Genomic DNA, 23,086 nt, shown 5'->3' on the forward strand with positions numbered 1-23,086 from the left:
ATATCCTGTGGGTTTCTGGTGGCAGGAAGGCGGCAAGCGAACGCCGCCAACACACCTGCCGCCGGAAAGACGACGGATATTTAATTATAAGTCGTCAAAAACGCTTAGCGCATCCGCAAGCTTTTTCACGCCAAAGATTTGCATCCCTTCCGGTACTTTTTTCGGCACGTTGGCGGCCGGGACGATGGCGCGGCGGAACCCGTGCTTGGCCGCCTCGGAGATGCGCTCCTGGCCGCTGGGCACCGGGCGGATCTCGCCGGACAGGCCCACTTCGCCAAACACCACCAGATCGTGCGGCAGCGGACGATCCCGCAGGCTCGACACCATCGCCAGCAGCAGCGCGAGGTCCGCGCTGGTTTCCGCCACCTTCACCCCGCCAACGACGTTGACGAAGACGTCCTGGTCGGACATCTGCAGGCCGCCGTGACGGTGCAGCACCGCCAGCAGTATCGCCAGCCGGTTCTGCTCCAGCCCCACGGCCACCCGGCGCGGGTTGGACATCATCGAGTGATCGACCAGCGCCTGAATCTCCACCAGCAGCGGACGGGTGCCTTCCCAGACCACCATCACCGAACTACCGGAAGTGACCTCATCGCCGCGGCTGAGGAAAATAGCCGAAGGGTTGCTGATTTCGCGCAGCCCCTGCTCGGTCATCGCGAAGACCCCCAGCTCATTCACCGCACCGAAGCGGTTTTTATGGCTGCGCAGGGTGCGAAAGCGGGAATCGGCGTCGCCATCCAGCAGTACCGAGCAGTCAATACAGTGTTCGAGCACCTTCGGCCCGGCCAGCGAGCCGTCTTTGGTGACGTGACCCACCATAACAATCGCCACGTCGCGGGTTTTCGCAAACCGCGTCAGGTAAGCGGCGGTCTCACGCACCTGGGCCACGCTGCCCGGCGAGGACTGGACGTCGGCCATATGCATCACCTGGATGGAGTCGATAACCATCAGCTGCGGCTTTTCTTCGTCGGCGATCTGGCAAATTTGCTCAATGCTGGTTTCGGAGAGCATGTTGAGATTGGCCGTTGGCAGCCCCAGACGATGCGCGCGCATCGCCACCTGCTGCAGCGACTCTTCCCCGGTGACGTACAGCGTTTTCATTCCTTCCGCCAGCCGGCACAGCGTCTGGAGCAGCAGCGTCGATTTCCCCGCACCCGGGCTGCCGCCAATCAGAATCGCGCTCCCCGGCACCACGCCGCCGCCAAGCACGCGGTCAAACTCTTTAAAGCCGGTGGAAAAGCGCGGCAGCGCCTCAAGGCTGATCTCCGACAGCTTTTGCACCTTCGACACGCCGGCATTACCGGCATAGCCCGTCAGGCGTTCGTTTCTCGCCACCTGCGGCGAAGCGGCAATACGCACCTCGGTGATGGTATTCCAGGCATGGCAGGCGCTGCACTGCCCCTGCCAGCGGGGGTAATCCGCACCACATTCATTACAGACAAATGCGCGTTTTGGAGCTTTCGCCACGTTAACCTCTTACTTTTGGTTCATGCTGCCCGAGAGAATACAGAATACCCCCATCAGGTCAGCGTGGCGGATCGTTACTTCCGCCAGCTCGTTCACTTTCGGTTTCGCATGATAGGCGATACCGAGGCCCGCGGCCTTGATCATCGGCAGATCGTTGGCGCCGTCGCCGATCGCCACGGTTTGCGCCGGCGGAATTTCATATTTTTCCGCCAGCTTGCGCAGCGTCGCGGCTTTGTATTTAGCATCGACGATATCACCAATCACGTTGCCGGTTAGCCTGCCGTCCATGATTTCCAGCTCATTAGCGAACACGGCGTCAAGATGCAGCTTGTCGCGCAGGTATTCCGCAAAGAACGTGAAGCCGCCGGAGGCGATAGCCACCTTCCAGCCCAGCGCTTCCAGCTTCAGCACCAGCTGAGTCAGCCCCGGCATCAGCGGCAGCGCTTCACGCACCTGCAGCAAAATATTGGCATCGGCATCTTTCAGCGTCGCCACCCGCTGGCGCAGGCTGGCGGTAAAGTCCAGCTCACCGCGCATCGCGCGTTCGGTCACTTCCGATACCAGCTCGCCGGTTCCCGCGAGCTTCGCAATTTCATCGATACACTCAATCTGAATGGCGGTGGAGTCCATATCCATCACCAGCAGCCCCGGCGAGCGCAGGTGCGGGATCTTACCCAGCGGCGCGACGTCCAGCCCGGCTTCGTGCGCCAGTCGGGTCGCGCGCAGGGTCAGAGAGCCGGCCAGACGAATAACCTGATAGTCTTCAACGACCCAGGAGGCGACGATAACCAGCGCCGCGCCCAGCTCACGCTGCCAGTCCGTTAAACGGCGCTTATCAAGGCCCCGGCCGTAGAGCAGCCAGCCGCTGCGTCCGGCATGATAATCCAGCGGCATGACCTCATCACCGCTCAGCGAAAGCGGTAATCCAGGCCACAGGGAAACATCTTCGGGCAGATCGCACCAGGTCAAACTGTTTGGCATTACGGCTCCAGATTTCTTCATTCAGGCGAGGAAAATAACGCATGAGGCTACCTTGTAACCAGCGCTTCTGGCAACATTAAGCTGCAAATATTAAAGGTGGAATATGGTACGCGCAAAACTGAAATTCCGACTGCATCGCGCCGTCATCGTTCTGATCTGTCTGGCGCTTCTCGTCGCCCTGATGCAGGGAGCCTCGTGGTTCAGCCAGAACAGCCAAAAACAGCGTAACCCGCAGCTGGAAGAACTGGCACGCACGCTTGCCCAGCAGGTTTCGCTAAATCTTGCGCCGATGATGCGCAGCGAAACGCCCGATGAGAAGCGCATCAGTCAGCTGCTGGAGCAGCTTACGCAACGCAGCCGCATCCTGGATGCCGGCGTCTATGACGACCAGGGCGACCTGGTGGCGCGCTCCGGCGAAGGCGTCAACGTCCGCGACAGGCTCGCCCTCGACGGTAAAAAGGCCGGCGGCTACTTTAATCAGCAAATCGTCGAACCTATCCAGGGGAAAAACGGTCCGCTCGGCTACCTGCGCCTGACGCTGGATACCCATACGTTAGCGACCGAGGCAAAACAGGTGGATAATACCACCAATATTCTCCGCCTGATGCTGCTGCTGTCGCTGGCTATTGGCGTCGTGCTGACCCGCACCCTGCTGCAGGGTAAACGCACCCGCTGGCAGCAGTCGCCATTCCTGCTTACCGCCAATAAGCCGGTGGAAGATGAAGAAGAAGATAAAAAAGGAACCCCCTGATGCCGACGCTACGCCTGCTGCTCTCCGACTCCTACGATCCGTGGTTCAACCTCGCGGTTGAGGAGTCTATTTTCCGCCAGATGCCGGCAACCCAGAGAGTGCTGTTCCTGTGGCGCAACGCCGATACGGTGGTTATTGGCCGGGCGCAAAACCCGTGGAAAGAGTGCAACACCCGCCGGATGGAGGAGGACAACGTGCGTCTGGCCCGCCGCAGCAGCGGCGGCGGCGCCGTTTTTCACGATCTGGGCAACACCTGCTTTACCTTTATGGCGGGCAAGCCCGAGTACGATAAAACCGTCTCCACGCGTATCGTCCTCGAGGCGCTTAACGCGCTGGGCGTCGCGGCGGAAGCCTCCGGGCGCAACGATCTGGTGGTGAAAACCGCCGAAGGCGATCGCAAGGTCTCCGGCTCCGCCTACCGTGAAACGATGGATCGCGGCTTTCATCACGGCACGCTGCTGCTGAACGCCGATTTAAGCCGTCTCGCCAACTACCTCAATCCGGACCAAAAAAAGCTGCAGGCCAAGGGGATAACCTCGGTACGCGGCCGGGTTGCCAATCTGGTGGAGCTGCTGCCTGGCATTACGCACCGTCAGGTTTGCGCCGCCATTGAAGAGGCTTTTTTCAAACATTACGGCGAGCGCGTGGAAGCCGAAGTCATTTCGCCGGATAAAACCCCCGATCTGCCGAACTTTGCCGAAACCTTCGCTCGCCAGAGCAGCTGGGAGTGGAATTTTGGCCAGGCGCCGGCCTTCTCTCACCTGCTGGATGAGCGCTTTCGCTGGGGAGGCGTCGAGCTGCATTTTGACGTCGAGAAGGGGCATATCACCCGCACGCAGGTGTTTACCGACAGCCTGAACCCGGCGCCGCTGGAAGCGCTGGCCGCGCGGCTGCAGGGCTGTGCGTATCGCGCCGAGGCGCTGCAGCAGGCGTGCGAGGCGTTACGGGTCGATTTCCCCGAGCAGGAACAGGAGCTAGGTGAGCTGTCCGCATGGATAGCGGGTGCGGTGCGCTAATGGCCGGAGGTTGGCATCCGGCCGCGGCGTTCGTGCCTTAGCCGGAAACTGCGGCCCTCCCCGCATCGGGGGAGAGCCGCTCATCTTACTCTTGATCGCCCAGCAGAACGGATTCCAGCGCGATTTTGATCATATCGTTGAAGGTGGTCTGACGCTCGGCAGCGGTGGTCTGCTCGTGCGTACGGATATGATCGGACACGGTACAGATGGTCAGCGCTTTTGCACCGAACTCCGCCGCCACGCCGTAGATACCGGCCGCTTCCATTTCCACGCCCAGAATGCCGTATTTTTCCATCACGTCAAACATGGACGGGTCCGGCGTATAGAACAGATCGGCGGAGAAGATGTTACCGACGCGCGCGTCAACGCCCAGCGCTTTCGCGGCATCAACGGCGTTGCGCACCATGCCGAAGTCAGCAATAGCGGCAAAGTCATGGTCTTTAAAACGCAGACGGTTCACTTTGGAATCGGTGCAGGCGCCCATACCGATAACCACGTCACGCAGCTTCACGTCAGCGCGTACCGCGCCGCAGGAACCGACGCGAATGATTTTCTTCACGCCGAAATCGGTGATCAGCTCTTTGGTATAGATGGAGCAGGATGGGATACCCATACCGTGGCCCATAACGGAGATTTTGCGGCCTTTGTAGGTCCCGGTGAAGCCCAGCATGCCGCGCACGTTGTTAACTTCACGCACATCTTCAAGGAAGGTTTCCGCAATGTGCTTCGCGCGCAGCGGGTCGCCCGGCATCAGAACAACATCAGCGAAATCACCCATCTCGGCGTTAATATGTGGAGTTGCCATCATTTTATCCTTTTATATTTAAATGCATGAAGGGCGGGAAGTTCCCGCCCAAATCCATCAGAACATAGCTTTGCCGTAGTCCATCGCGGAAGTGCCGAAGTAGCTCGCCAGCGTTTGGCCGATATCCGCGAAGGTTTCGCGGTGGCCAAGCGAACCTGGTTTAACCTTCGGACCGTAAACCAGTACCGGAATATGTTCCCGGGTATGGTCGGTGCCCTGCCAGCTTGGGTCACAGCCGTGGTCGGCGGTCAGGATCAGAATGTCATCTTCCCCGACCAGCGCCATCAGTTCAGGCAGACGGCGGTCGAACAGCTCCAGACCCGCGGCGTAGCCGGCGATATCGCGACGGTGGCCCCATGAAGAGTCGAAATCGACGAAGTTGGTGAAGACGATTGTCTTGTCGCCCGCTTCTTTCATCTCTTTGATGGTCGCGTCAAACAGCGCGTCCAGGCCGGTCGCCTTCACTTTTTTAGTGATCCCGCAGTTCGCATAGATGTCGGCGATTTTACCCACCGACACCACGTGGCCGTCTTTCTCATCCACCAGCTTCTGCAACACGGTGGCGGCAGGCGGCTCAACGGCGAGGTCATGACGGTTACCGGTGCGCTGGAAGCTACCCGCCTTGTCGCCGATAAACGGACGCGCAATCACGCGGCCGATGTTGTAACCGCCTTCAGTCAGCTCTTCGCGCGCGATTTCGCACAGCTCATACAGCTTATCGAGACCATAGGTTTCTTCATGACAGGCAATCTGGAACACCGAGTCAGCGGAGGTATAGAAAATCGGCTTGCCGGTTTTCATATGCTCTTCGCCGAGCTGATCCAGAATGACGGTACCGGAAGAGTGGCAGTTGCCGAGGTAGCCCGGCAGGTTTGCGCGTTTAACCAGCTTGTCCAGCAGCTCCTGCGGGAAGCTGTTCTCGTGTTCCGGGAAGTAGCCCCAGTCGAACAGCACCGGCACGCCGGCGATTTCCCAGTGGCCTGACGGCGTATCTTTACCGGAAGAGAGTTCGTGCGCCCACGCATAGGCGCCGACAACTTCCGCATTTCCATCCATTCCTGCCGCGATGGAACCCGTAGAACCTTCATGCGCTTTTACCAGACCGAGACGGGTCAGGTTTGGCAAATTCAGCGGGCCTTTGCGGCCGGTGTCGGCTTCCCCGTTTGCGCACGCTTGCGCAATGTGTCCGAGGGTGTCTGCGCCAACGTCGCCAAAGCGAGCAGCATCTTCAGTCGCACCGATGCCGAAGGAGTCCAGCACCATAATAAATGCACGTTTCATATTATTCTCCGTACCTTTTGCGCTGCAAAAAAGCGATCAGATCAGTATACAGCTATTCAGTAATGCGACGATAGACCGTCGGCGTTTCTTTCGGTGCGGTATCGTCCAGTTTAATTGCCGCTTTCACGGCTTTGGCGGCGTCCTGCCAGCTGGATTCATCTTTCGCATGAATCACCGCCAGCGGCCGCTGCCCGTCAACGCTATCGCCCAGGCGAGCCATATCGGTAAAGCCGACGCTATAGTCAATCGGGTCGGATGCCTGGCGACGGCCGCCGCCCATCGACACCACCGCCATACCCAGCGCCCGGGTGTCCATTTCAGCGACAAAGCCTTCGCCATCAGCGTAGACCGCTTTGCTCAACATCGCGGTCGGCAGATATTTATCATAGTTTTCAACGAAATCGTTCGGGCCTTTCTGCGCAGCTACCATTCGGCCAAAGACCTCGGCCGCTTTACCGTTATCCAGCACCGCCTGCAGCTTCGCCCGCGCGTCGGCGTCGTCCTGGGCCAGCTTGCCGGAAATCAGCATTTCGACGCACAGCGCCATCGTCACGTCAAACAGACGCGGATTGCGGTATTCGCCGGTCAGGAACTGCACCGCTTCGCGGACCTCCACGGCGTTACCGGCGCTGGAAGCCAGCACCTGATTCATATCGGTCAGCAGCGCGGTGGTACGCACGCCCGCGCCGTTGGAGACACCAACGATCGCTTCGGCCAGCGCCGCAGAGAGCTCGTAGGTAGGCATAAAGGCGCCGCTGCCGACTTTCACGTCCATCACCAGCGCATCCAGGCCTTCAGCCAGCTTTTTCGCCAGAATAGAGGCGGTGATCAGCGGAATCGAGTCCACCGTAGCGGTAATATCGCGGGTGGCGTAGAAGCGCTTGTCGGCAGGCGCCAGCGAGCTGGTCTGTCCGATGATAGCCACGCCGACATCCTTAATGATGTCGCGGAAACGGCCGTCATCCGGGAAAATATCGAAGCCTGGGATCGCTTCCAGCTTGTCGAGCGTTCCGCCGGTATGCCCCAGTCCACGACCGGAGATCATCGGCACATAGCCGCCGCATGCGGCGACCATCGGGCCAAGCATCAGCGACGTGACGTCGCCCACGCCGCCGGTGGAGTGCTTATCCACGATCGGCCCGTTAAGATTGAGGCTTTTCCAGTTCAGTACGGTTCCTGAATCCCGCATCGCCATCGTCAGCGAAACGCGTTCTGGCATAGTCATATCGTGGAAAAAAATGGTCATCGCCAGCGCGGCTATCTGCCCTTCGGAAACGGTATTATCGCGAATACCGTTGATGAAAAAGCGAATTTCATCATCGCTCAGCGCGTGACCATCACGTTTTTTACGAATAATTTCTTGTGCGAGAAACAAGGTAACCCCCTGAGGAATAAGGTCAAACACGACGGGCGGCGTTATCTGCGCCCGTGCTAAAATCCTGAAGCCCGGCCGCACCTCGCGGCGCCGGGGATCTCCCGGCGTCGGCGCTGCCGCGCCTCGTCCGGGATACGGTTATGTCACCGTTACGTCTTAGTAGCTGCTGGCGCTCTTACCGTCGCCGTGACCCAGCGCTTTCAGCAGGCTAGCCAGCAGGCTTGACGCGCCAAAACGGTAGTGACGCGAGTCAGCCCACTGTGCGCCGAACAGCTTATCGGCAATCGCCAGGAACTGCTGTGCGTCTTCCGCGCTGCGTACGCCGCCCGCTGGCTTAAAGCCTACGGTTTCCTGTACGCCCATATCGCGGATAACTTCCAGCATGATGCGCGCGCTTTCAGGCGTGGCGTTTACCGGCACTTTCCCCGTCGAGGTTTTGATGAAATCCGCGCCCGCTTTGATCGCGATTTCGGAGGCTTTGCGGATCAGCGCTTCTTCTTTCAGCTCGCCGGTTTCGATGATCACTTTGAGCAGAACGTTAGCCGCCGCACAGGCCTCTTTGCAGGCTTTAACCAGGTCGAATCCAACCTGCTCATTGCCGGCAATCAGCGCCCGGTACGGGAATACCACGTCAACTTCATCGGCGCCGTAGGCGATCGCGGCGCGGGTTTCCGCCAGGGCGATATCGATATCGTCATTACCGTGCGGGAAGTTGGTCACCGTGGCGATATGGATATCCGGAGTGCCTTGCTCTTTCAAGGTTTTACGAGCAATCGGAATAAAGCGAGGGTAGATGCAGATAGCGGCCGTGTTACCTACCGGCGTTTTTGCCTGATGACACAGCGCAATCACCTTCTCATTGGTGTCGTCGTCATTCAGGGTGGTCAGGTCCATCAGTTTCAATGCGCGCAGGCTGCTTGCAGATAAATCAGTCATTTCATACTCCGACGGCTTATTGCCGGTTGAATAGTTTGTCACCTTGCGAGTCTGTTACTATTGTAACATCACCTCGCCGCTACACTTCGACATCCATCACAGTTAATGAAAACTAATTACTAACTTGCATAACCATAATGAGATGTAAATCACATAAAAATGCCAGTACTCACCATCTCAGCGACAAGTTTTCTTTAAGCATAATCAGAATTCCTCATCGTGCGATAATGTTATTATTATAACATATCAGCGCTGAATAACTCGACCGCAGCGCGCACATATTGTGCTCAAGAAAGGTGAATTTATAGTTATCCATTGAAAAATAGATACTTTATTTAACGTTAGGGAATGATGGAATTTTCACAAAAAAGGGGCGGTAGCGTACGTTTTGCCACGGCGGCGGCGGAGAGGACAGGTTTAGGCTGTTTAGCGAGGATTTACAGCGTGCCGAACAACGCTTTGGTGTTGCTCAGAAGAGCGTGCGCGATAACATCAGCCGGCTCCTGGCGCAGCTCGCACAGCGTGGCAAAAACCCGAGCCGCCTGCTCCGGGCGATTTGGCTGTCCCTGAAAACCGTTTAGCGGCATATCCGGGGCATCCGTTTCCAGCAGCAGCGCCGATAGCGGCAGACGCGACATGACCTCGCGCGTTTTGCTGGCGCGGGGATAGGTGATGGTTCCGCCAACGCCAATTTTGTATCCTGACTGCACGAAACGCTCCGCCTGCTGAAGGCTGCCGGCAAAACCATGCACCACGCCGGTACGCGCCAGAGCATGCTTTTTCAGCAGCATCGCCAGCTTATCGTGCGTGCGTCGCGAATGGAGGATCACCGGCAAATCATAGCGTTTTGCCAGCCGCAGCTGCGCCTCAAGCAGCGCCTGCTGCCGATCAAACTGCGGGTCCTCGCGATAGAGATCGAGGCCAATTTCACCAATTGCCACCACCTTCGCGCTGCGCTGCTGCAGGCAGGCTTCAAGCCGCTGAAGGCTGCTCTCGTCATGACGCTCAATAACTATCGGATGCAAGCCCAGCGCGGCATACAGCGCATCATGCTGCGAGGCCAGGGCCAGCACGCGGGGAAAATTATCCGCCTCGGTGGCGGGGACAATAATCTGCGTCACGCCTTCACGCGCGGCCCGGGCAATGCTCTCCACTTCATCATGCGCAAACGGTGGAAAATCGAAATGACAGTGGGTATCAATAAATTGCAGCATCACGCCAGGTCCTCATTATCGAAGCTGGCATCGTTGGCCTGGGCGGCGTCGATCAGGGTTGCCTGATGCGCATCGTTGGCAACGGAAGCCGGCGGCACCACCACCGGCGCAGGCACCGCGAGACGCGGCATATGGCGCAGCAGCGGCGGACGATCGGCCAGCAGCCTGCCCACCGTTGCCAGAAAATAGCGGCCGCACTGGCGCCCGGTTTTATAGTCCTCCAGCAGCGCCGGCAGCCGGCTCCCCAGGGCCATACTTTTTAACGGCTTCTGCGGGAAAATTTCGAGGATCCGCAGCTTACCCGGCGGCTTCTCAATAAACTGCTGGGTCGCGCGGTAGGTGGCCTCATGGTGCTGGACCAGATTCACAAACGGCTGCAGGCTGCTTTCACCGAGCCAGCGCTCCATACGTTTGAACCACTGCGGGGTATAGTACATCTGCGACGGGACCGTGCGGATCACCACAATCGTCTGCGCGCCGCGTTTTGCCGCCTCCTGCACCGGAATCGCATCGCTGACGCCGCCGTCGAGATAGCTGATGCCGTCAAGCATCACGCCGCTGCGATAAAAACCGGGGATCGCGCTGGAGGCGCGGATCTGATCGAGCCACGTGGACTGCGTCGGGGAAAAGTAGTTTGGCGTATAGTCATCGCCGCGGCAGGCGCACATCCACAGCTCTTTGCCCTGTGAAAATCGCTCTTCGGCATAGCTCATCGCCAGAGGCATTTTTTGCGCCGTGGTTCCCACCAGCCAGTCGAGATCGATAAGATTCCCGCCGCGCACGAAACGCATCGGGTCAAAAAACTCGCGGGAGGTGGTATAACGCGTGATGACCTTACGCGCGTAGCCCTGCTGGTTGCACATATAGGCTGACAGATTTTGCGCCCCGGCGGAGGTACCGAGCATAATGTCAAAAGGGTTGAATCCGGCGCGCATAAACTCATCCAGCACCCCGGCGGTAAAGATCCCCCTTTGTCCACCCCCCTCGCACACCAGACCAAGCTTGCCCGGCTGAAAAGGTTTAACCGATAACGGCGCAATATTGCCAAGCGTTACGGGAATTCGATGCCCCACTCTGCTTTCCTGTTTGCTTATTCTATAACAACAAAGTAACGCAAGTTTTATACCCCTGATACAGCAAAAGCCAGTCATATAGACTGGCTTTATGTAAAACACTATTTCATCAATGCGCTTAAGGCCGTTCTGGCCTTTGCATCTATGGGCGTCGACGCCCGGTAAACAGACTGACCAGGAACAGAATAATACCGACGACAAAGACAATTTTCGCCGCCCAGGCTGCCGTACCCGCCAGGCTACCGAATCCTAAAGCGGCGGCAATTAAGGCGATGACCAGAAAAATAATGCCCCATCGAAACATAATGCTCTCCTTACCATAGTGGATAACGGTCGCTTTTCTACGCGCTCAGGTCGCGCAGGCACCAACCCTGTCGTGCTCTGATTCAACGGCAGTAGCCGAAAAAATGTGTTTAGTGAACGGTGTTATTGAACTTTGAGGTCGTTTTTTACGGTTTTTACGCCAGTCACGGCTTTAGCGATCCCGGCGGCGCGATCCGCCTGCTGACGAGACCCAACCGTCCCGGACAGACGCACGGTGCCGGAGCTGGTTTCAACCGTCACCTTCCGCGAAGGGACAATATCATCGGCCAGCAGCTTGGCTTTAATTTCGCTGGTAATTGCCGTATCGCCAGCGTAGCCCTTCAGGCTTGCGGGCTGCTGATTGGCCACGCTCAGCTCATCGTTAACCGCCGAGACGCCCTTAATCTCTTTGGCTATCCTGACCGCCTGCTCTTTCTGCCCGGAGCTCTCCACCGAGCCGCTCAGGGTGACCGCTTTATTCTCGGTTTTCACCGAGATATCCGTACTGCGGATACTTTTATCATCGATTAGCGCCGCCTTAACTCTGGCAGTAATCGTGCTGTCGTCCATAAAGTCGCCGACTTTATTCATCGAGCTATCGACAGCCTGCCCGGCGCTGTTAGCAACGGACTTTGCGCTGTCCGTCGTTGAGTTATCCGCATATGCCGAGGCGCTGATCATGGCCGAGCCTAAGAAGAGCGCCAGCAGCGTGCTGGTATTCTTTAGTCTTGTCATGGTGATCTCCTCGTTATTTCTATATCGGTAAAGCAAAATAAGTAGTTTATTAAGCCAGCGTTTTGAAAATTGCTTATTAAATATAGTAGAAGGTCGCAAGGAGGGCGGGAAATATGTATAAAAAAACGGGACAACAGAAAAATTTAAGAACTTTCTTTAGCGGCGGGAACGGCGGGAAAATTGAGTAGAGCGCGGCTAAAGCCGCGCTCCAGAAGGAATTAGTGCTCGCGTGTTTTACGGAACATGACCTCAGGATAACGCTCCTGAGTCAGGTTGAGATTTACCATCGTCGGGGCGATATAGGTCAAATTATCACCACCGTCGAGGGCCAGCTGAATTTCGTTTTTACGCTTAAACTCTTCGAATTTCTTCACGTCGGTCGACTCGACCCAGCGGGCGGTCGCCACGTTTACCGATTCGTAAATCGCTTCCACGTTATATTCGCTCTTCAGGCGCGCAACCACCACGTCAAACTGCAGCACCCCAACGGCACCAACGATCAGATCGTTATTGGCGATCGGACGGAAGACCTGTACCGCGCCCTCTTCAGAGAGCTGAACCAGCCCTTTAAGCAGCTGTTTCTGCTTCAGCGGATCCTTCAGGCGGATACGACGGAACAGCTCCGGCGCGAAGTTCGGAATGCCGGTGAACTTCATCATCTCGCCTTGGGTAAAGGTATCGCCAATCTGAATGGTACCGTGGTTATGTAAACCGATAATATCGCCGGGATAGGCTTCTTCAACGTGTGAACGGTCGCCGGCCATAAAGGTTAGCGCGTCGGAAATCACCACGTCTTTGCCAATCCGCACCTGACGCAGCTTCATGCCCTTTTCGTACTGCCCGGAAACCACGCGCATAAAGGCGACGCGGTCGCGGTGTTTCGGGTCCATGTTGGCCTGAATTTTAAACACAAAGCCGGTGAACTTCTCTTCTTCCGCGCGAACTTCGCGCGTATCGGTCTTACGCGGCATCGGCGCTGGCGCCCACTCCACCAGACCATCCAGCATATGATCGACGCCGAAGTTACCTAAAGCCGTTCCGAAGAAGACCGGGGTAATTTCCCCTGCCAGGAACAGATCTTTATCGAATTCGTTAGAAGCGCCCTGCACCAGCTCCAGCTCATCGCGCAGCTGCTGCGCGAGGTCTTCACCGACCGCGCTGTCGAGATCCGGGTTATTCAGGCCCTTAATAATGCGGACTTCCTGAATGGTGTGGCCCTTACCGGTCTGATAGAGATACGTCTCATCTTTATAGAGATGATACACGCCCTTAAACAGCTTCCCGCAGCCAATCGGCCAGGTGATCGGCGCGCAGGCGATGCGCAGCTCGTTTTCAACTTCGTCCAGCAGCTCCATCGGATCGCGAATATCGCGGTCGAGCTTGTTCATAAACGTCAGGATCGGCGTGTCGCGCAGACGGGTAACTTCCATCAGCTTACGGGTACGATCTTCGACGCCTTTGGCCGCATCGATAACCATCAGGCAGCAGTCCACCGCCGTCAGCGTACGATAGGTATCTTCGGAGAAGTCTTCGTGGCCCGGGGTATCCAGCAGGTTAACCAGGCTACCGTGATACGGGAACTGCATCACCGACGTGGTAATAGAGATACCACGCTGCTTTTCCATCTCCATCCAGTCCGATTTGGCGTGCTGGTTGGAGCCGCGGCCCTTAACGGTACCGGCGGTTTGAATCGCCTGTCCGAACAGCAACACCTTTTCGGTGATGGTAGTTTTACCGGCATCCGGGTGAGAAATAATGGCAAAAGTGCGGCGCTTCGCCACCTCTTGCAGATAAGGAGACAACGTCATAATTGAATCTTCTTAGTAAACGCGGCAACCGGCCACGCATGTTAAATACGAAAAATTGCGGCTATTTTACCCATCAACGGGGGGGAGGCAATCAGTGTTTACACAGGAGCTGCTCCAGTTCGCTTAACGAGGTTACCGTCCAGTCCGGCCGGAGATCCGCAGGCAGCTCGCGCTGATGGGCGTTGAGCCAGCAGGTCGCAAGGCCGGCGTTGACGCCGCCGCGGATATCAGACTCCGCGGTGTCCCCCACCATCAGCACGCGGGAACGATCCGCAACGCCCGCCTGCGCCAGCGCGTAATCAAAGATCCGCGCATCCGGTTTTGCGACGCCCACTTCTTCAGAAATAATCAATAAATCAAAGTGATCGCGCAAACCGGTTCGTTCCAGACGGATCTGCTGCAGCGAAGTGAAGCCGTTGGTAATAATCCCCATCTTCACCTTGCCCTGCAGCGCATTCAGCAGCGATACCGCACCAGGAAGCGGCGAACAAATCTCGGCCATCGCGTTCATGAACGCATCGTTAAGCTCGCCCGGCGGCACGCTCAGGCGGCTGGCCCAGCTATCAAAACGCTGGTGCTGCAGCTGAAGCGAGGTGATAGCGCCGTTTTGATAATCCACCCACAGCGGTTTATTCACGGCCTGATAGTCCTGAAAATCTTCAGCGGTAAACGTCACGCTATAGTCGAGGAACATCCGCTGTAAACCGGTGAAGGAGTCAAACGTAAACAGCGTTTCATCGGCATCAAAGAAAATCCAGTCCCACTTCATCGTATCACCTTGTCTTACATGCTTAGCGGTAGAGCCATAATGATTGCATCCTCACGACCGTCGGCCGTGGGGTAGTAGTTGCGGCGGATGGTCGCCTCGTTAAAGCCTAAGCTTTCATACAGCGCAATGGCCGCAGCGTTAGACGCGCGAACCTCCAGCCACAGCGTGACGACGCCGCGTTGTTCGACCTCGTCAATAACCCGCTCCAGCAGCTCTCGCCCGAGGCCGCGCCGCTGGAAAGCCGGATCGACGGCGATGTTAAACAGGGTCGCCTCGTCCAGCACAATTTGCGTAATGGCAAAGGCCGCCATTTTACCATCGACCGCCAGCTGGAGATTCAGGTAGCGTTCGCCCTGATTGCTGGCGAAGGTTTGCTCACTCCACGGAAAAGCGTGGGCGAGAGTTTCTATTTGCCAGGCTCGGGGCAAATCAGCCGCGTTGAGGGTAGAAATCGTGTTCATGTGCGCAGATTTGTTGCCAGAGCGCCATACGGGCAGGCGCGCTGGTCTGGAGTTCATCGAAAGCGGGCGAAGTTACCTGTGCGCCCGCCAGCAGCAACGGTGCGTCTGTGCCTAACCGCCAGCTGTTACAGCGGCTGTTCGGCGGCAGCATGGCCACGCGGTCTGGGGTCAGCTGCAGCACCTGATCCGGCGTCAGCGCCAGCGCGCGTAGAACATCGCCGATTAGCGGTTCGCTGAGCGGCGGCAGATTCTCCGCCACCATCACCAGACGAATATGCCCGGCCAGTGAGATAGCGATTTCGCCCTGCAACGCCCCGGGGCGACGCAGCGACCACTGGGTAATGCCCAGTTGCTGTAATTGCCAGTCTCGTCGGGATGTCATAGCGAAACACTCCTGTTAATCAAGCGCGCAATATAGCAAATCCGTCGTATTTGCGCCAACAAACTCCGCCCCCGTCGACGGCAGAATACGGCGATGCGCGCAGGGGAAGCCAACAAAGAGGCAGCGCTAAGGATAACGTGTATAATCGGCGCCAGTCTTAATGAAGGAGTGTTTCATGTCTGCTTTTACCCCGGCAAGTGAAGTCTTGCTGCGCCACAGTGATGATTTCGAGTCCGCCCGCGTTCTGTTTGCCGGTGACCTGCAGGATGACCTGCCCGCACGCCTGGAGACCGCATCCAGCCGCGTCCACACCCAGCAGTTTCACCACTGGCAGGTGCTGAGCCGCCAGATGGGCGATAATGCCAGCTTTGGCCTGGTGGCGCAGGCCAGCGACGTCGCCGATTGCGATACGCTGATTTACTACTGGCCAAAGAACAAGCCGGAAGCCCAGTTCCAGCTGATGAACCTGCTTTCGCTGCTGCCGACCGGTATCGATATTTTCGTGGTCGGTGAAAACCGCAGCGGCGTACGCAGCGCCGAGCAGATGCTGGCCGACTACGCGCCGCTGAACAAAGTCGACAGCGCCCGCCGCTGTGGGCTGTATCACGGCCGTCTGGAAAAACAGCCAACCTTCGATCCAGAGCAGTACTGGGGCGAATATCCGCTGGAAAATCTGACGATTAAAACCCTGCCTGGCGTATTCAGCCGCGATGGGCTTGACGTCGGTAGCCAGCTGCTGCTCTCAACGCTGACGCCGCATACCAAGGGCAAAGTGCTCGACGTCGGCTGCGGCGCGGGCGTGCTGGCGACCGTACTGGCAAGCCACTCGCCGAAGGTGCGCTTAACCCTCTGTGACGTCAGCGCCCCGGCGGTAGAAGCCAGCCGCGCAACCCTCGCCGCCAACGGCATCGAAGGTGAAGTGTTCGCCAGCAACGTCTTCTCCGAAGTTAACGGCCGGTTTGACATGATCATTTCCAACCCGCCGTTCCATGACGGCCTGCAGACCAGCCAGGAAGCGGCGCAAACTCTGATTCGCGGGGCGGTACGTCACCTCGGCAGCGGCGGCGAGCTGCGCATTGTCGCTAACGCCTTCCTGCCCTATCCGGACGTGCTTGACGAAGTCTTCGGCTTCCACGAAGTCCTCGCTCAGACCGGTCGCTTTAAGGTCTACCGCACCGTGATGACCCGTCAGGCGAAGAAATAGCTCCTCGCTACCGTCCGGCGACGAAACCGCGCGTCGCCGGCGTTTTACCGCTGCCCGGCGCGCATTTTTGCAACAATCAATTCAGCCCGGACAATTAACTATTGACGAATAGCTGAAAACCACTAGAATGCGCCTCCGTGGTAACGATACTTTCATAGTGTCGATGGTATGCGAAGGTGGCGGAATTGGTAGACGCGCTAGCTTCAGGTGTTAGTGTCCTTACGGACGTGGGGGTTCAAGTCCCCCCCCTCGCACCATAAACCACGCAGATATCGCTCGCACTGTGCGAAGGTGGCGGAATTGGTAGACGCGCTAGCTTCAGGTGTTAGTGTTCTTACGGACGTGGGGGTTCAAGTCCCCCCCCTCGCACCAACGAGGCGATATCAAAATTAAGAATACTGTGCGAAGGTGGCGGAATTGGTAGACGCGCTAGCTTCAGGTGTTAGTGTCCTTACGGACGTGGGGGTTCAAGTCCCCCCCCTCGCACCAATATTCTTAACTCCTCCCTGAATCACCCTATCAGCCTTAAATTCAAAGTCATCAGCATAATCCCGCTGACCAATGCCACGCATGACGGTAGTAAAACGAAATGACGCAGCTGTCGGTGCCAGATCATCACCGCAGACATCAGCAGCCCCAGGGTCACCAACCCGCGCCAGGCATCCAGCGACAAATCAGCAAATCCAAGAGCAGCAATGACTGCGCCAGGAAGCAGTACGCCCCACCCGCTGCCTAAAGTCCGCTGCAACATGTTTTCACCTCTCATAACGATAATGATAACCAATATCATATGATAGCTTTTATCATTTGTCATGTTAACCATAGCGGTAACTTTATTCTTTACGTTTGCGGTAATGACATACATTCATGAAGGTGATAAATTAAGCGCGAAACGCTTATATATTAAAACATTTGATTATTTCGCAAAAACCTTATATTGCGCATTGCTTTTTATTGTTCATTTTTGGCAGCCATCATTTTGAAATTTAACGACTAATAATGATATCCCCCATATGACTGCACAATCCTGGCGAGCTCATTACGAAAAAAAATATCAGTATTCCTTACGGCTTTTTTTAGTCCTTAATTTGATTTCAGCATTCTTATCCCTGGTTAGCCCACTCTTTGCTATCGTGAGCTTTACCCTGCCCTGCGCCCTGATCTTCGCCGGCAGCACCGTTTTATTGCTATGGCACTGGAGATTCTCGCATCGCATAATAAATATTTCCTTTATTTCTCTGATATTTGGCCTTCTGTGGGCGTGGCACGTTTGCGAAAAATCATTAATGATGCCGCCACCGCATTTTAACTTTCTGGTGATCGCCCTGTTAAGCGTGCTGTTTATTGGCGCGATCGCTTTTTCCAATAATATCATTGCCTTTACCCTGCACTCCTTCCCCACTTTTGCTGCCTGCCTGATCCTTGCTGAAGGCGAGCAGTGGCTGCGTATGCTCTACTGCTTTGTGCTTCCCATTGTGGGCATCACGATACAAAACCTGATTCAGAAACGCAGCGATACCTTTACCCAAGGCCTGATGGATAAGCTGTTGAAGGAGCGAAATACGCTCAATGACCTGAGTATGCTCGACCCTCTTACCGGGCTGTACAATCGCCGCGGATTGCAAAACCGGCTGGATACCCTGCTGGCTTTGGATAGTAATGGCCATCATGTGCTGCTGCTGGATATCGATCACTTCAAAGCCTACAACGATCACTACGGGCATATGATGGGTGACCAGGCGCTGATTCAGGTTTCCGCCGCGATCCGCAACGCCGTTCGCTCACGCGATATTGTGGCCCGTTTTGGCGGAGAGGAGTTTATGGTGCTGCTGACCAACAGCACGGCGGAGACCGCTCAACAGGCAGCAGAACGTATCCGCCAGCGGGTCTACGATTTGAAAATCGCCCATATGTTTAATGAAAGCGTCGCCACCAACGTCACGATCAGCATCGGGATGACGCCGCTGATCGATGCCGATATCGACGGAGCCCTGAAACGAGCCGACAGCGCGCTCTACGAAGCGAAAAACCTCGGCCGTAATATTATTCTCGCCAGCTAATCCCATCGCCGCGCCGCCAGGGAAGCGCTGCGCGGACAAAAATCTTGCCATCCTTTACGCAAGCAACTAGTATCAGAAATCATTATCATTTAGATTTGTATCTGGCGCTCTGATGGCTTACCGTTCAATCCCATTCAGCAACGACGTTATCTGGCAGGCCCCGTTTCAGCCGGCTAAGCATGCGCTGGCGGATGCAATACGGGAAAAAATCACCGCCTTGCGTCCGCATCTGCTGGATTTTCTTCGTCTGGATGAAGAAGCCCCGTCCTGCGCGCTGACGCTTGCCGAGTGGTCCTCGCCGGTTACGCTGAGCTCCCTGCTGGCCACCTACTCCGATCATATCTACCGCAATCAGCCAACGCTGCCGCGCGAGCAAAAACCGCTGCTCTCGCTGTGGGCACAATGGTATATCGGCCTGCTGGTACCGCCTCTGATGCTGGCCCTGTTAAGCGAAGAGCAAACCATCAGCCTGGCGCCGGAACATTTCCGCGTAGAGTTCCATGAAACCGGCCGCGCGGCCTGCTTTTGGATCGACGTCCACTCTGCCGCCGCCAGCAGTGGCCAGTCGCCGCAGTCGCGGATCGAAACGCTGGTCAATGATGCCCTGCAGCCGGTGATTCAGGCGCTGGAAGCGACCGGCGATATCAACGCGAAGCTTATCTGGAGCAATACCGGCTATTTGATTAACTGGTATCTGGGTGAGATGAAGACGCTGCTGGGAGAGGAACGGGCGGCGGCTCTGCGCCAGCACTGTTTCTTTGAAAAGCAGTTTGCCGATGGCCGGGATAACCCGCTGTGGCGTACGGTCGTTGTACGTGAAGGAGCGCTGGTGCGGCGTACCTGCTGCCAGCGCTACCGCCTGCCGGATGTCCAGCAGTGCGGAGACTGCACGCTAAAATAATCCGCTTTTTCACGCGGGCGGCCCTAACGCCGCCCGCCTGCTTTTATGCCGTTTGCTGGCTCTCTTCAGCCACGCGCTGGGCCTCTTCCGCCTCCTGCTCTAACAGCTGTTTCTCGTATACCTTAAAGAACGGGAAATAGATGATGGCTGAAACGCAGGCCAGAAGAATCACCAGGATCGCCGCCCGGAAATCCCAGCCCAGCGCCCATGCGGCACCAATTGGCGCCGGAGCCGTCCAGGGTACCACTGAGATAACCCGGCCAATCAGATCCAGCTTCATTGCCGCCCAGGCGAGCACGGCGTTAACCATCGGTGACAGCAGGAACGGAATAAAGAATACCGGGTTCATAACGATTGGCGTGCCGAAAATGACCGGTTCGTTAATGTTAAACAGGCTCGGTACCACGCTCAGACGGCCAATAGACCGCAGGTGGGCTGAGCGGCTGCGCAGGTAGCAGATAACCAGCCCCATCGTGGCGCCAGACCCGCCTATCACAATGAAGAACGTCCAGAACGCCTCCATAAAGATGTGCGGTAACGGTGCGCCCTGTGCCAGAGCCTGCTGGTTCATGCCCAGGTTGGTCAGCCAGAACATCTGCAGCATACCGGAGACGATTGCCGCCCCGTGGATCCCTGCGAACCACAGCAGATGGCCAATCAGTACCGCCAGTAAAATTGCCGGCAATGAATCAGCGGCGGAAACCAGCGGTTTAAAGACGGACATAATGGCCTGCGGAATAAGCATGTCAAACTGATGCTGAATGAACAGGCTGAGCGGATAGAGCGTCAGCACCACCACCAGCACCGGGATCAGCAGGTCAAACGAGTTTTTAATCATCGGTGGAACCTGATCCGGCAGGCGGATCCCGATGTTATGCGCCTTCAGAAAGCGCATCATCTCAACGCAATAGATCGCGACCAGGATCGCGGTGAAGATCCCCGTCCCGCCCAGGCTATCCACCGGTAAAGTCCCGCTAGTTTTCGGGGCCGCCACCAGCAGAAAAGCCATAATTGACAGCATGCTGCACATAAAGGGATCGAGCTGGTGGGATTTTACGTAATGCTTGCCGAGGTTATAAGAAATCGCGGCACAGATATAGATAGACATGATGCCCATCGTCATATCGAACGGCGTCAGAATTCGCCCTTCAAACTCTTTTGCTAAATCCAGCCAGGTACGCGCGAACCCCCAGGTGGTATCCGGGGAAAACGGCGGGTAGGCAAAAACCAGAAGAAATGAACCGACGATCATAAACGGCATGGCCGAGATAAAGCCGTCACGAATAGCCATAACGTGGCGCTGCGACGAGATTCGCCCGGCGACAGGGCTAATATAATTTTCTACAAAGCGGAATATCAGATTAAACGCAGCATGGTTAGCAGACATAGCAGCCCTCCTGACAGGCTATAGAAACAGGCCCAACAACGATTATCTTGCCGTTGTGATGAAACATGTTCTGTGAGCGAAAAACCACATCAGCCATTCGCCCAGCTATACTGCTCAAGTCAGCACGATTCATACACGGCTCTTTGTTATAAGTGACGCAGGGAAGTTACCCATTCAGTATTCATCTGAGCGACCGTAACCGCAACCGGTTACAGTAACCGGTTGCGGTGATTGTGAAGAAGATCCAGAAATTGGAAAAATTCTCGATTATCAGCCGGCAATATTTACACTCCGCCAGGCTTATGCCAGATTAAAACGGGCATTAATCAGGAGATCCTAATGAGTCTGCAGTCCGTACGGCAGTTTTTTGCCGAACACGCCCCCGATATCGAAATCATCGAGCTCGCTCAAAGCACCGCAACCGTGGCTCTCGCCGCCGCGGCGCATCACGTTGAACCGGGACAAATCGCCAGAACCCTGTCGTTAAAGGTAAAAGACCGGGTGATACTCGTCGTCTCTCGTGGCGATGTGCGTCTGGATAATAAAAAGCTGAAGGAAGCGTTTGGGGCGAAGGCCCGTATGCTAAGCAGCGATGAGGTCGTCACGCTAACCGGGCATCCCGTTGGCGGCGTATGCCCTTTCGGCCTGGAAAACCCGCTGACGGTCTATTGCGATATTTCACTGAAGCAGTATCAGGAAGTCCTGCCTGCAGCCGGCGCCATCCACAGCGCGGTTCGCATTTCTCCTGACCGGATGGCCCAGCTCACCGATGCAACCTGGGTTGACGTTTGCCTGTAAAAACTTGCAGCAGGGTTACTCAAGGCACTCCTCCGCCGCATCTTCGTCGAGGGCCGATAAATGCATCAGGATATCGGCCGCGCTCAGCAGGCCGATATCTGAACTGACACCGAGTTTAGTCATGGCGTTGAATTTATGGGCGCGGATGGTTTTGATATTACGATCCAGCTGAGCGGCTATTTCTGGCAACGAATAGCCGTAGGTCATATAGCGAAGAATATGCTGTTCCGTTGGGCTCAGAATTTGGCTGCCGAGGCCAGAATTTGGGTTGAGCGGCGCCTCGTCCGCCTGCAGCGTCTGGTTAACCAGCTGAATGAGCTGTTCCTGCAACCGTACGCGGCAGATCGATTTATTCAGCACGCCGTGCAGGTTGGACGGCGTCAGCTGGCTGACCAAACACGCTTCAGCGCTATTATTCGCTAAAACGATGCGCCGTATCTCAGGACTGGAACAGGCGATTTCATGAAGAAAAAGCAGGCTTTCCATGCGAAAGAGGCGATTGCTAAAAAGTGAAAAAATAACGGCAATCACTTTTTTAGACTGCAGCATCCGGCGCAGCGATTGGGTATCTTTAAAAAACCGCACAATATAATTACCCGCTCCCGCGCTGGTTAATATATGACGCAGCGCCAGCTCGGTCAGCATGCATTTTTCTACGACAGCGACATATCGAGGTGAGTTGTTTTTTTCCATTGCTTTTGTTCTCCAAAAGCGGCATAGATATTCAGCTCCTTCATTCCCTGAGCGCTATTAATCCAGGCGTACATTTCCGCATTGCTGCGCAAAGAGAGGCGACGCATAGCGCTATTTTTCTGCGCGCTAATTGTTTTATTACTCTTTTTCAACAGCGCGGCAATTTGGTTAATTCCCCAGCCTTTCGCCAGCAAACGTAAAACCTTACGTTCAGATAGCGTCAGAAAAATCGCCGTTGGCTGATTCTCTTCGCTATTCCCTAACGCGGAGGATAATAGCGTCTGGCTTATTCTCTCCCGCGCCGTAGCGTCCGCGTGGATAACCTCAACCAGATGTTTTAGCGACTCATGGCTGGAAATGAGCGTGCTTTCCGCACAGACTAATATCTCCATAGTCTGGAGATCGCAGGAATGGCCAATCATATAGACCCAATGAATGTCTCTATATTGGATCATCAACGAGTGATAGTCCTCACACACCTCACGGGGCTGATGGATTTCGTCTGATAAATCAGCGACCACCAGCACCGCCTGCCGCAGCTGAAGCAGAGTCAGCTCCTCCAGAGAGCCGCAGACGCAGAAGGCATATTCGGGGAGATGCTCCTCGGCTATCGCCTTCAGTCCATGCTGCATAACCGGTATTTTACTGATAATAATGCCGTATTTACCCTGTCCCGGTAACATAAA

The 23,086-nt window shown here is 56.2% G+C and carries 24 protein-coding genes and 3 tRNA genes; 9 read left to right on the top strand and 18 right to left on the bottom strand.

Annotated elements, in window-relative coordinates; all coding sequences use genetic code 11:
- Positions 1-84 precede the first annotated feature (84 nt).
- Positions 85-1,467, bottom strand: a complete 1,383-nt coding sequence (gene radA / locus GO007_RS22810; protein ID WP_095103925.1) for a DNA repair protein RadA — start codon at positions 1,465-1,467, stop codon at positions 85-87.
- A gap of 9 nt (positions 1,468-1,476) precedes the next feature.
- Positions 1,477-2,448 (bottom strand): phosphoserine phosphatase, encoded by a 972-nt coding sequence (gene serB / locus GO007_RS22815; RefSeq protein WP_095103927.1) that lies wholly within the window; start codon positions 2,446-2,448, stop codon positions 1,477-1,479.
- Positions 2,449-2,551: 103 nt separating this feature from the next.
- Between serB and GO007_RS22820 the strand changes: the two genes are divergently transcribed.
- Together GO007_RS22820 and lplA are read left to right on the top strand one after the other, a co-directional pair.
- Complete coding sequence (locus GO007_RS22820; protein WP_095103929.1) at positions 2,552-3,199, top strand: YtjB family periplasmic protein; 648 nt, start codon at positions 2,552-2,554, stop codon at positions 3,197-3,199.
- Positions 3,199-4,215, top strand: coding sequence for a lipoate--protein ligase LplA (gene lplA / locus GO007_RS22825; protein ID WP_095103931.1), 1,017 nt, complete (start codon positions 3,199-3,201; stop codon positions 4,213-4,215). Before GO007_RS22820 ends, lplA begins: the two co-directional genes overlap by 1 nt.
- 85 nt (positions 4,216-4,300) lie before the next feature.
- Here the strand turns inward: lplA and deoD are convergent, their stop codons facing one another.
- The 12 genes from deoD to GO007_RS22885 all read right to left on the bottom strand — a co-directional run bounded on the left by deoD (position 4,301) and on the right by GO007_RS22885 (position 15,357).
- Entirely contained in the window at positions 4,301-5,020 is a 720-nt protein-coding gene (gene deoD / locus GO007_RS22830) for a purine-nucleoside phosphorylase (protein WP_041143950.1), read from the bottom strand.
- A 57-nt stretch (positions 5,021-5,077) separates the two neighbouring features.
- On the bottom strand, positions 5,078-6,301 hold the full coding sequence (gene deoB / locus GO007_RS22835; protein ID WP_095103933.1) for a phosphopentomutase: 1,224 nt from the start codon (positions 6,299-6,301) through the stop codon (positions 5,078-5,080).
- Positions 6,302-6,353: 52 nt separating this feature from the next.
- Positions 6,354-7,676, bottom strand: coding sequence for a thymidine phosphorylase (gene deoA / locus GO007_RS22840; RefSeq protein WP_095103935.1), 1,323 nt, complete (start codon positions 7,674-7,676; stop codon positions 6,354-6,356).
- Positions 7,677-7,832: 156 nt separating this feature from the next.
- The gene (gene deoC, locus GO007_RS22845; RefSeq protein WP_095104113.1) at positions 7,833-8,612 is read right to left on the bottom strand and encodes a deoxyribose-phosphate aldolase; all 780 of its coding nucleotides are present in this window, start codon (positions 8,610-8,612) and stop codon (positions 7,833-7,835) included.
- Positions 8,613-9,049: 437 nt separating this feature from the next.
- A complete protein-coding gene (locus GO007_RS22850; protein WP_095103937.1) occupies positions 9,050-9,829 on the bottom strand; it encodes a TatD family hydrolase in 780 nt (259 codons plus the stop codon).
- Positions 9,826-10,899, bottom strand: a complete 1,074-nt coding sequence (locus GO007_RS22855) for a patatin-like phospholipase family protein (protein WP_095103939.1) — start codon at positions 10,897-10,899, stop codon at positions 9,826-9,828. The genes GO007_RS22850 and GO007_RS22855 overlap by 4 nt, the downstream gene beginning before the upstream one ends.
- Before the next feature lie 142 nt (positions 10,900-11,041).
- Positions 11,042-11,203 (bottom strand): DUF1328 domain-containing protein, encoded by a 162-nt coding sequence (locus tag GO007_RS22860; RefSeq protein ID WP_004857650.1) that lies wholly within the window; start codon positions 11,201-11,203, stop codon positions 11,042-11,044.
- Between the two features lie 122 nt (positions 11,204-11,325).
- On the bottom strand, positions 11,326-11,937 hold the full coding sequence (gene osmY / locus GO007_RS22865) for a molecular chaperone OsmY (protein WP_095103941.1): 612 nt from the start codon (positions 11,935-11,937) through the stop codon (positions 11,326-11,328).
- Positions 11,938-12,155: 218 nt separating this feature from the next.
- Positions 12,156-13,745, bottom strand: a complete 1,590-nt coding sequence (prfC, locus tag GO007_RS22870; protein ID WP_095103943.1) for a peptide chain release factor 3 — start codon at positions 13,743-13,745, stop codon at positions 12,156-12,158.
- A 91-nt stretch (positions 13,746-13,836) separates the two neighbouring features.
- Complete coding sequence (yjjG, locus tag GO007_RS22875; RefSeq protein WP_095103945.1) at positions 13,837-14,514, bottom strand: pyrimidine 5'-nucleotidase; 678 nt, start codon at positions 14,512-14,514, stop codon at positions 13,837-13,839.
- 14 nt (positions 14,515-14,528) lie between these two features.
- Positions 14,529-14,975, bottom strand: coding sequence for a ribosomal protein S18-alanine N-acetyltransferase (gene rimI, locus GO007_RS22880; RefSeq protein ID WP_095103947.1), 447 nt, complete (start codon positions 14,973-14,975; stop codon positions 14,529-14,531).
- Positions 14,944-15,357 (bottom strand): DNA polymerase III subunit psi, encoded by a 414-nt coding sequence (locus GO007_RS22885; RefSeq protein ID WP_095103949.1) that lies wholly within the window; start codon positions 15,355-15,357, stop codon positions 14,944-14,946. Before GO007_RS22885 ends, rimI begins: the two co-directional genes overlap by 32 nt.
- A gap of 175 nt (positions 15,358-15,532) precedes the next feature.
- Here GO007_RS22885 and rsmC point away from each other — a divergent pair, with 175 nt between their 5' ends.
- From rsmC to GO007_RS22905, 4 genes are all read left to right on the top strand, one after another.
- Positions 15,533-16,561, top strand: coding sequence for a 16S rRNA (guanine(1207)-N(2))-methyltransferase RsmC (gene rsmC / locus GO007_RS22890; RefSeq protein WP_095103951.1), 1,029 nt, complete (start codon positions 15,533-15,535; stop codon positions 16,559-16,561).
- A gap of 170 nt (positions 16,562-16,731) precedes the next feature.
- Positions 16,732-16,818: transfer RNA gene (locus GO007_RS22895), tRNA-Leu, on the top strand.
- Positions 16,819-16,846: 28 nt separating this feature from the next.
- A tRNA-Leu gene (locus GO007_RS22900) sits at positions 16,847-16,933 on the top strand.
- Between the two features lie 30 nt (positions 16,934-16,963).
- Positions 16,964-17,050, top strand: a tRNA-Leu gene (locus tag GO007_RS22905).
- 22 nt (positions 17,051-17,072) lie between these two features.
- Here GO007_RS22905 and GO007_RS22910 read toward each other — a convergent pair.
- A complete protein-coding gene (locus GO007_RS22910) occupies positions 17,073-17,312 on the bottom strand; it encodes a DUF1435 domain-containing protein (RefSeq protein ID WP_095104115.1) in 240 nt (79 codons plus the stop codon).
- A 262-nt stretch (positions 17,313-17,574) separates the two neighbouring features.
- Between GO007_RS22910 and GO007_RS22915 the strand changes: the two genes are divergently transcribed.
- Both GO007_RS22915 and fhuF read left to right on the top strand, forming a co-directional pair.
- Positions 17,575-18,621, top strand: a complete 1,047-nt coding sequence (locus GO007_RS22915; protein WP_095103953.1) for a GGDEF domain-containing protein — start codon at positions 17,575-17,577, stop codon at positions 18,619-18,621.
- 112 nt (positions 18,622-18,733) lie between these two features.
- The gene (gene fhuF / locus GO007_RS22920; RefSeq protein WP_095103955.1) at positions 18,734-19,522 is read left to right on the top strand and encodes a siderophore-iron reductase FhuF; all 789 of its coding nucleotides are present in this window, start codon (positions 18,734-18,736) and stop codon (positions 19,520-19,522) included.
- A gap of 43 nt (positions 19,523-19,565) precedes the next feature.
- Here fhuF and GO007_RS22925 read toward each other — a convergent pair whose 3' ends face one another.
- Positions 19,566-20,909: a PTS sugar transporter subunit IIC gene (locus tag GO007_RS22925; RefSeq protein WP_045860100.1), complete on the bottom strand. Its 1,344-nt coding sequence runs from the start codon at positions 20,907-20,909 to the stop codon at positions 19,566-19,568.
- 339 nt (positions 20,910-21,248) lie between these two features.
- On the opposite strand from GO007_RS22925, the gene GO007_RS22930 reads away from it, so the two are divergent.
- Positions 21,249-21,707 carry a YbaK/EbsC family protein gene (locus GO007_RS22930; protein ID WP_095103957.1) on the top strand — a complete coding sequence of 153 codons (459 nt, stop codon included), beginning with the start codon at positions 21,249-21,251 and terminating at the stop codon, positions 21,705-21,707.
- Between the two features lie 15 nt (positions 21,708-21,722).
- Here the strand turns inward: GO007_RS22930 and bglJ are convergent, their stop codons facing one another.
- Both bglJ and GO007_RS22940 read right to left on the bottom strand, forming a co-directional pair.
- Positions 21,723-22,400: a DNA-binding transcriptional activator BglJ gene (gene bglJ, locus GO007_RS22935; protein ID WP_095103959.1), complete on the bottom strand. Its 678-nt coding sequence runs from the start codon at positions 22,398-22,400 to the stop codon at positions 21,723-21,725.
- Positions 22,361-23,083: a helix-turn-helix domain-containing protein gene (locus GO007_RS22940; protein WP_095104117.1), complete on the bottom strand. Its 723-nt coding sequence runs from the start codon at positions 23,081-23,083 to the stop codon at positions 22,361-22,363. The genes bglJ and GO007_RS22940 overlap by 40 nt, the downstream gene beginning before the upstream one ends.
- Between the last annotated feature and the right edge of the window lie 3 nt (positions 23,084-23,086).

The sequence above is a fragment of the Klebsiella sp. 10-1 genome (assembly GCF_009758445.1).
GTDB lineage: Bacteria > Pseudomonadota > Gammaproteobacteria > Enterobacterales > Enterobacteriaceae > Klebsiella > Klebsiella scottii.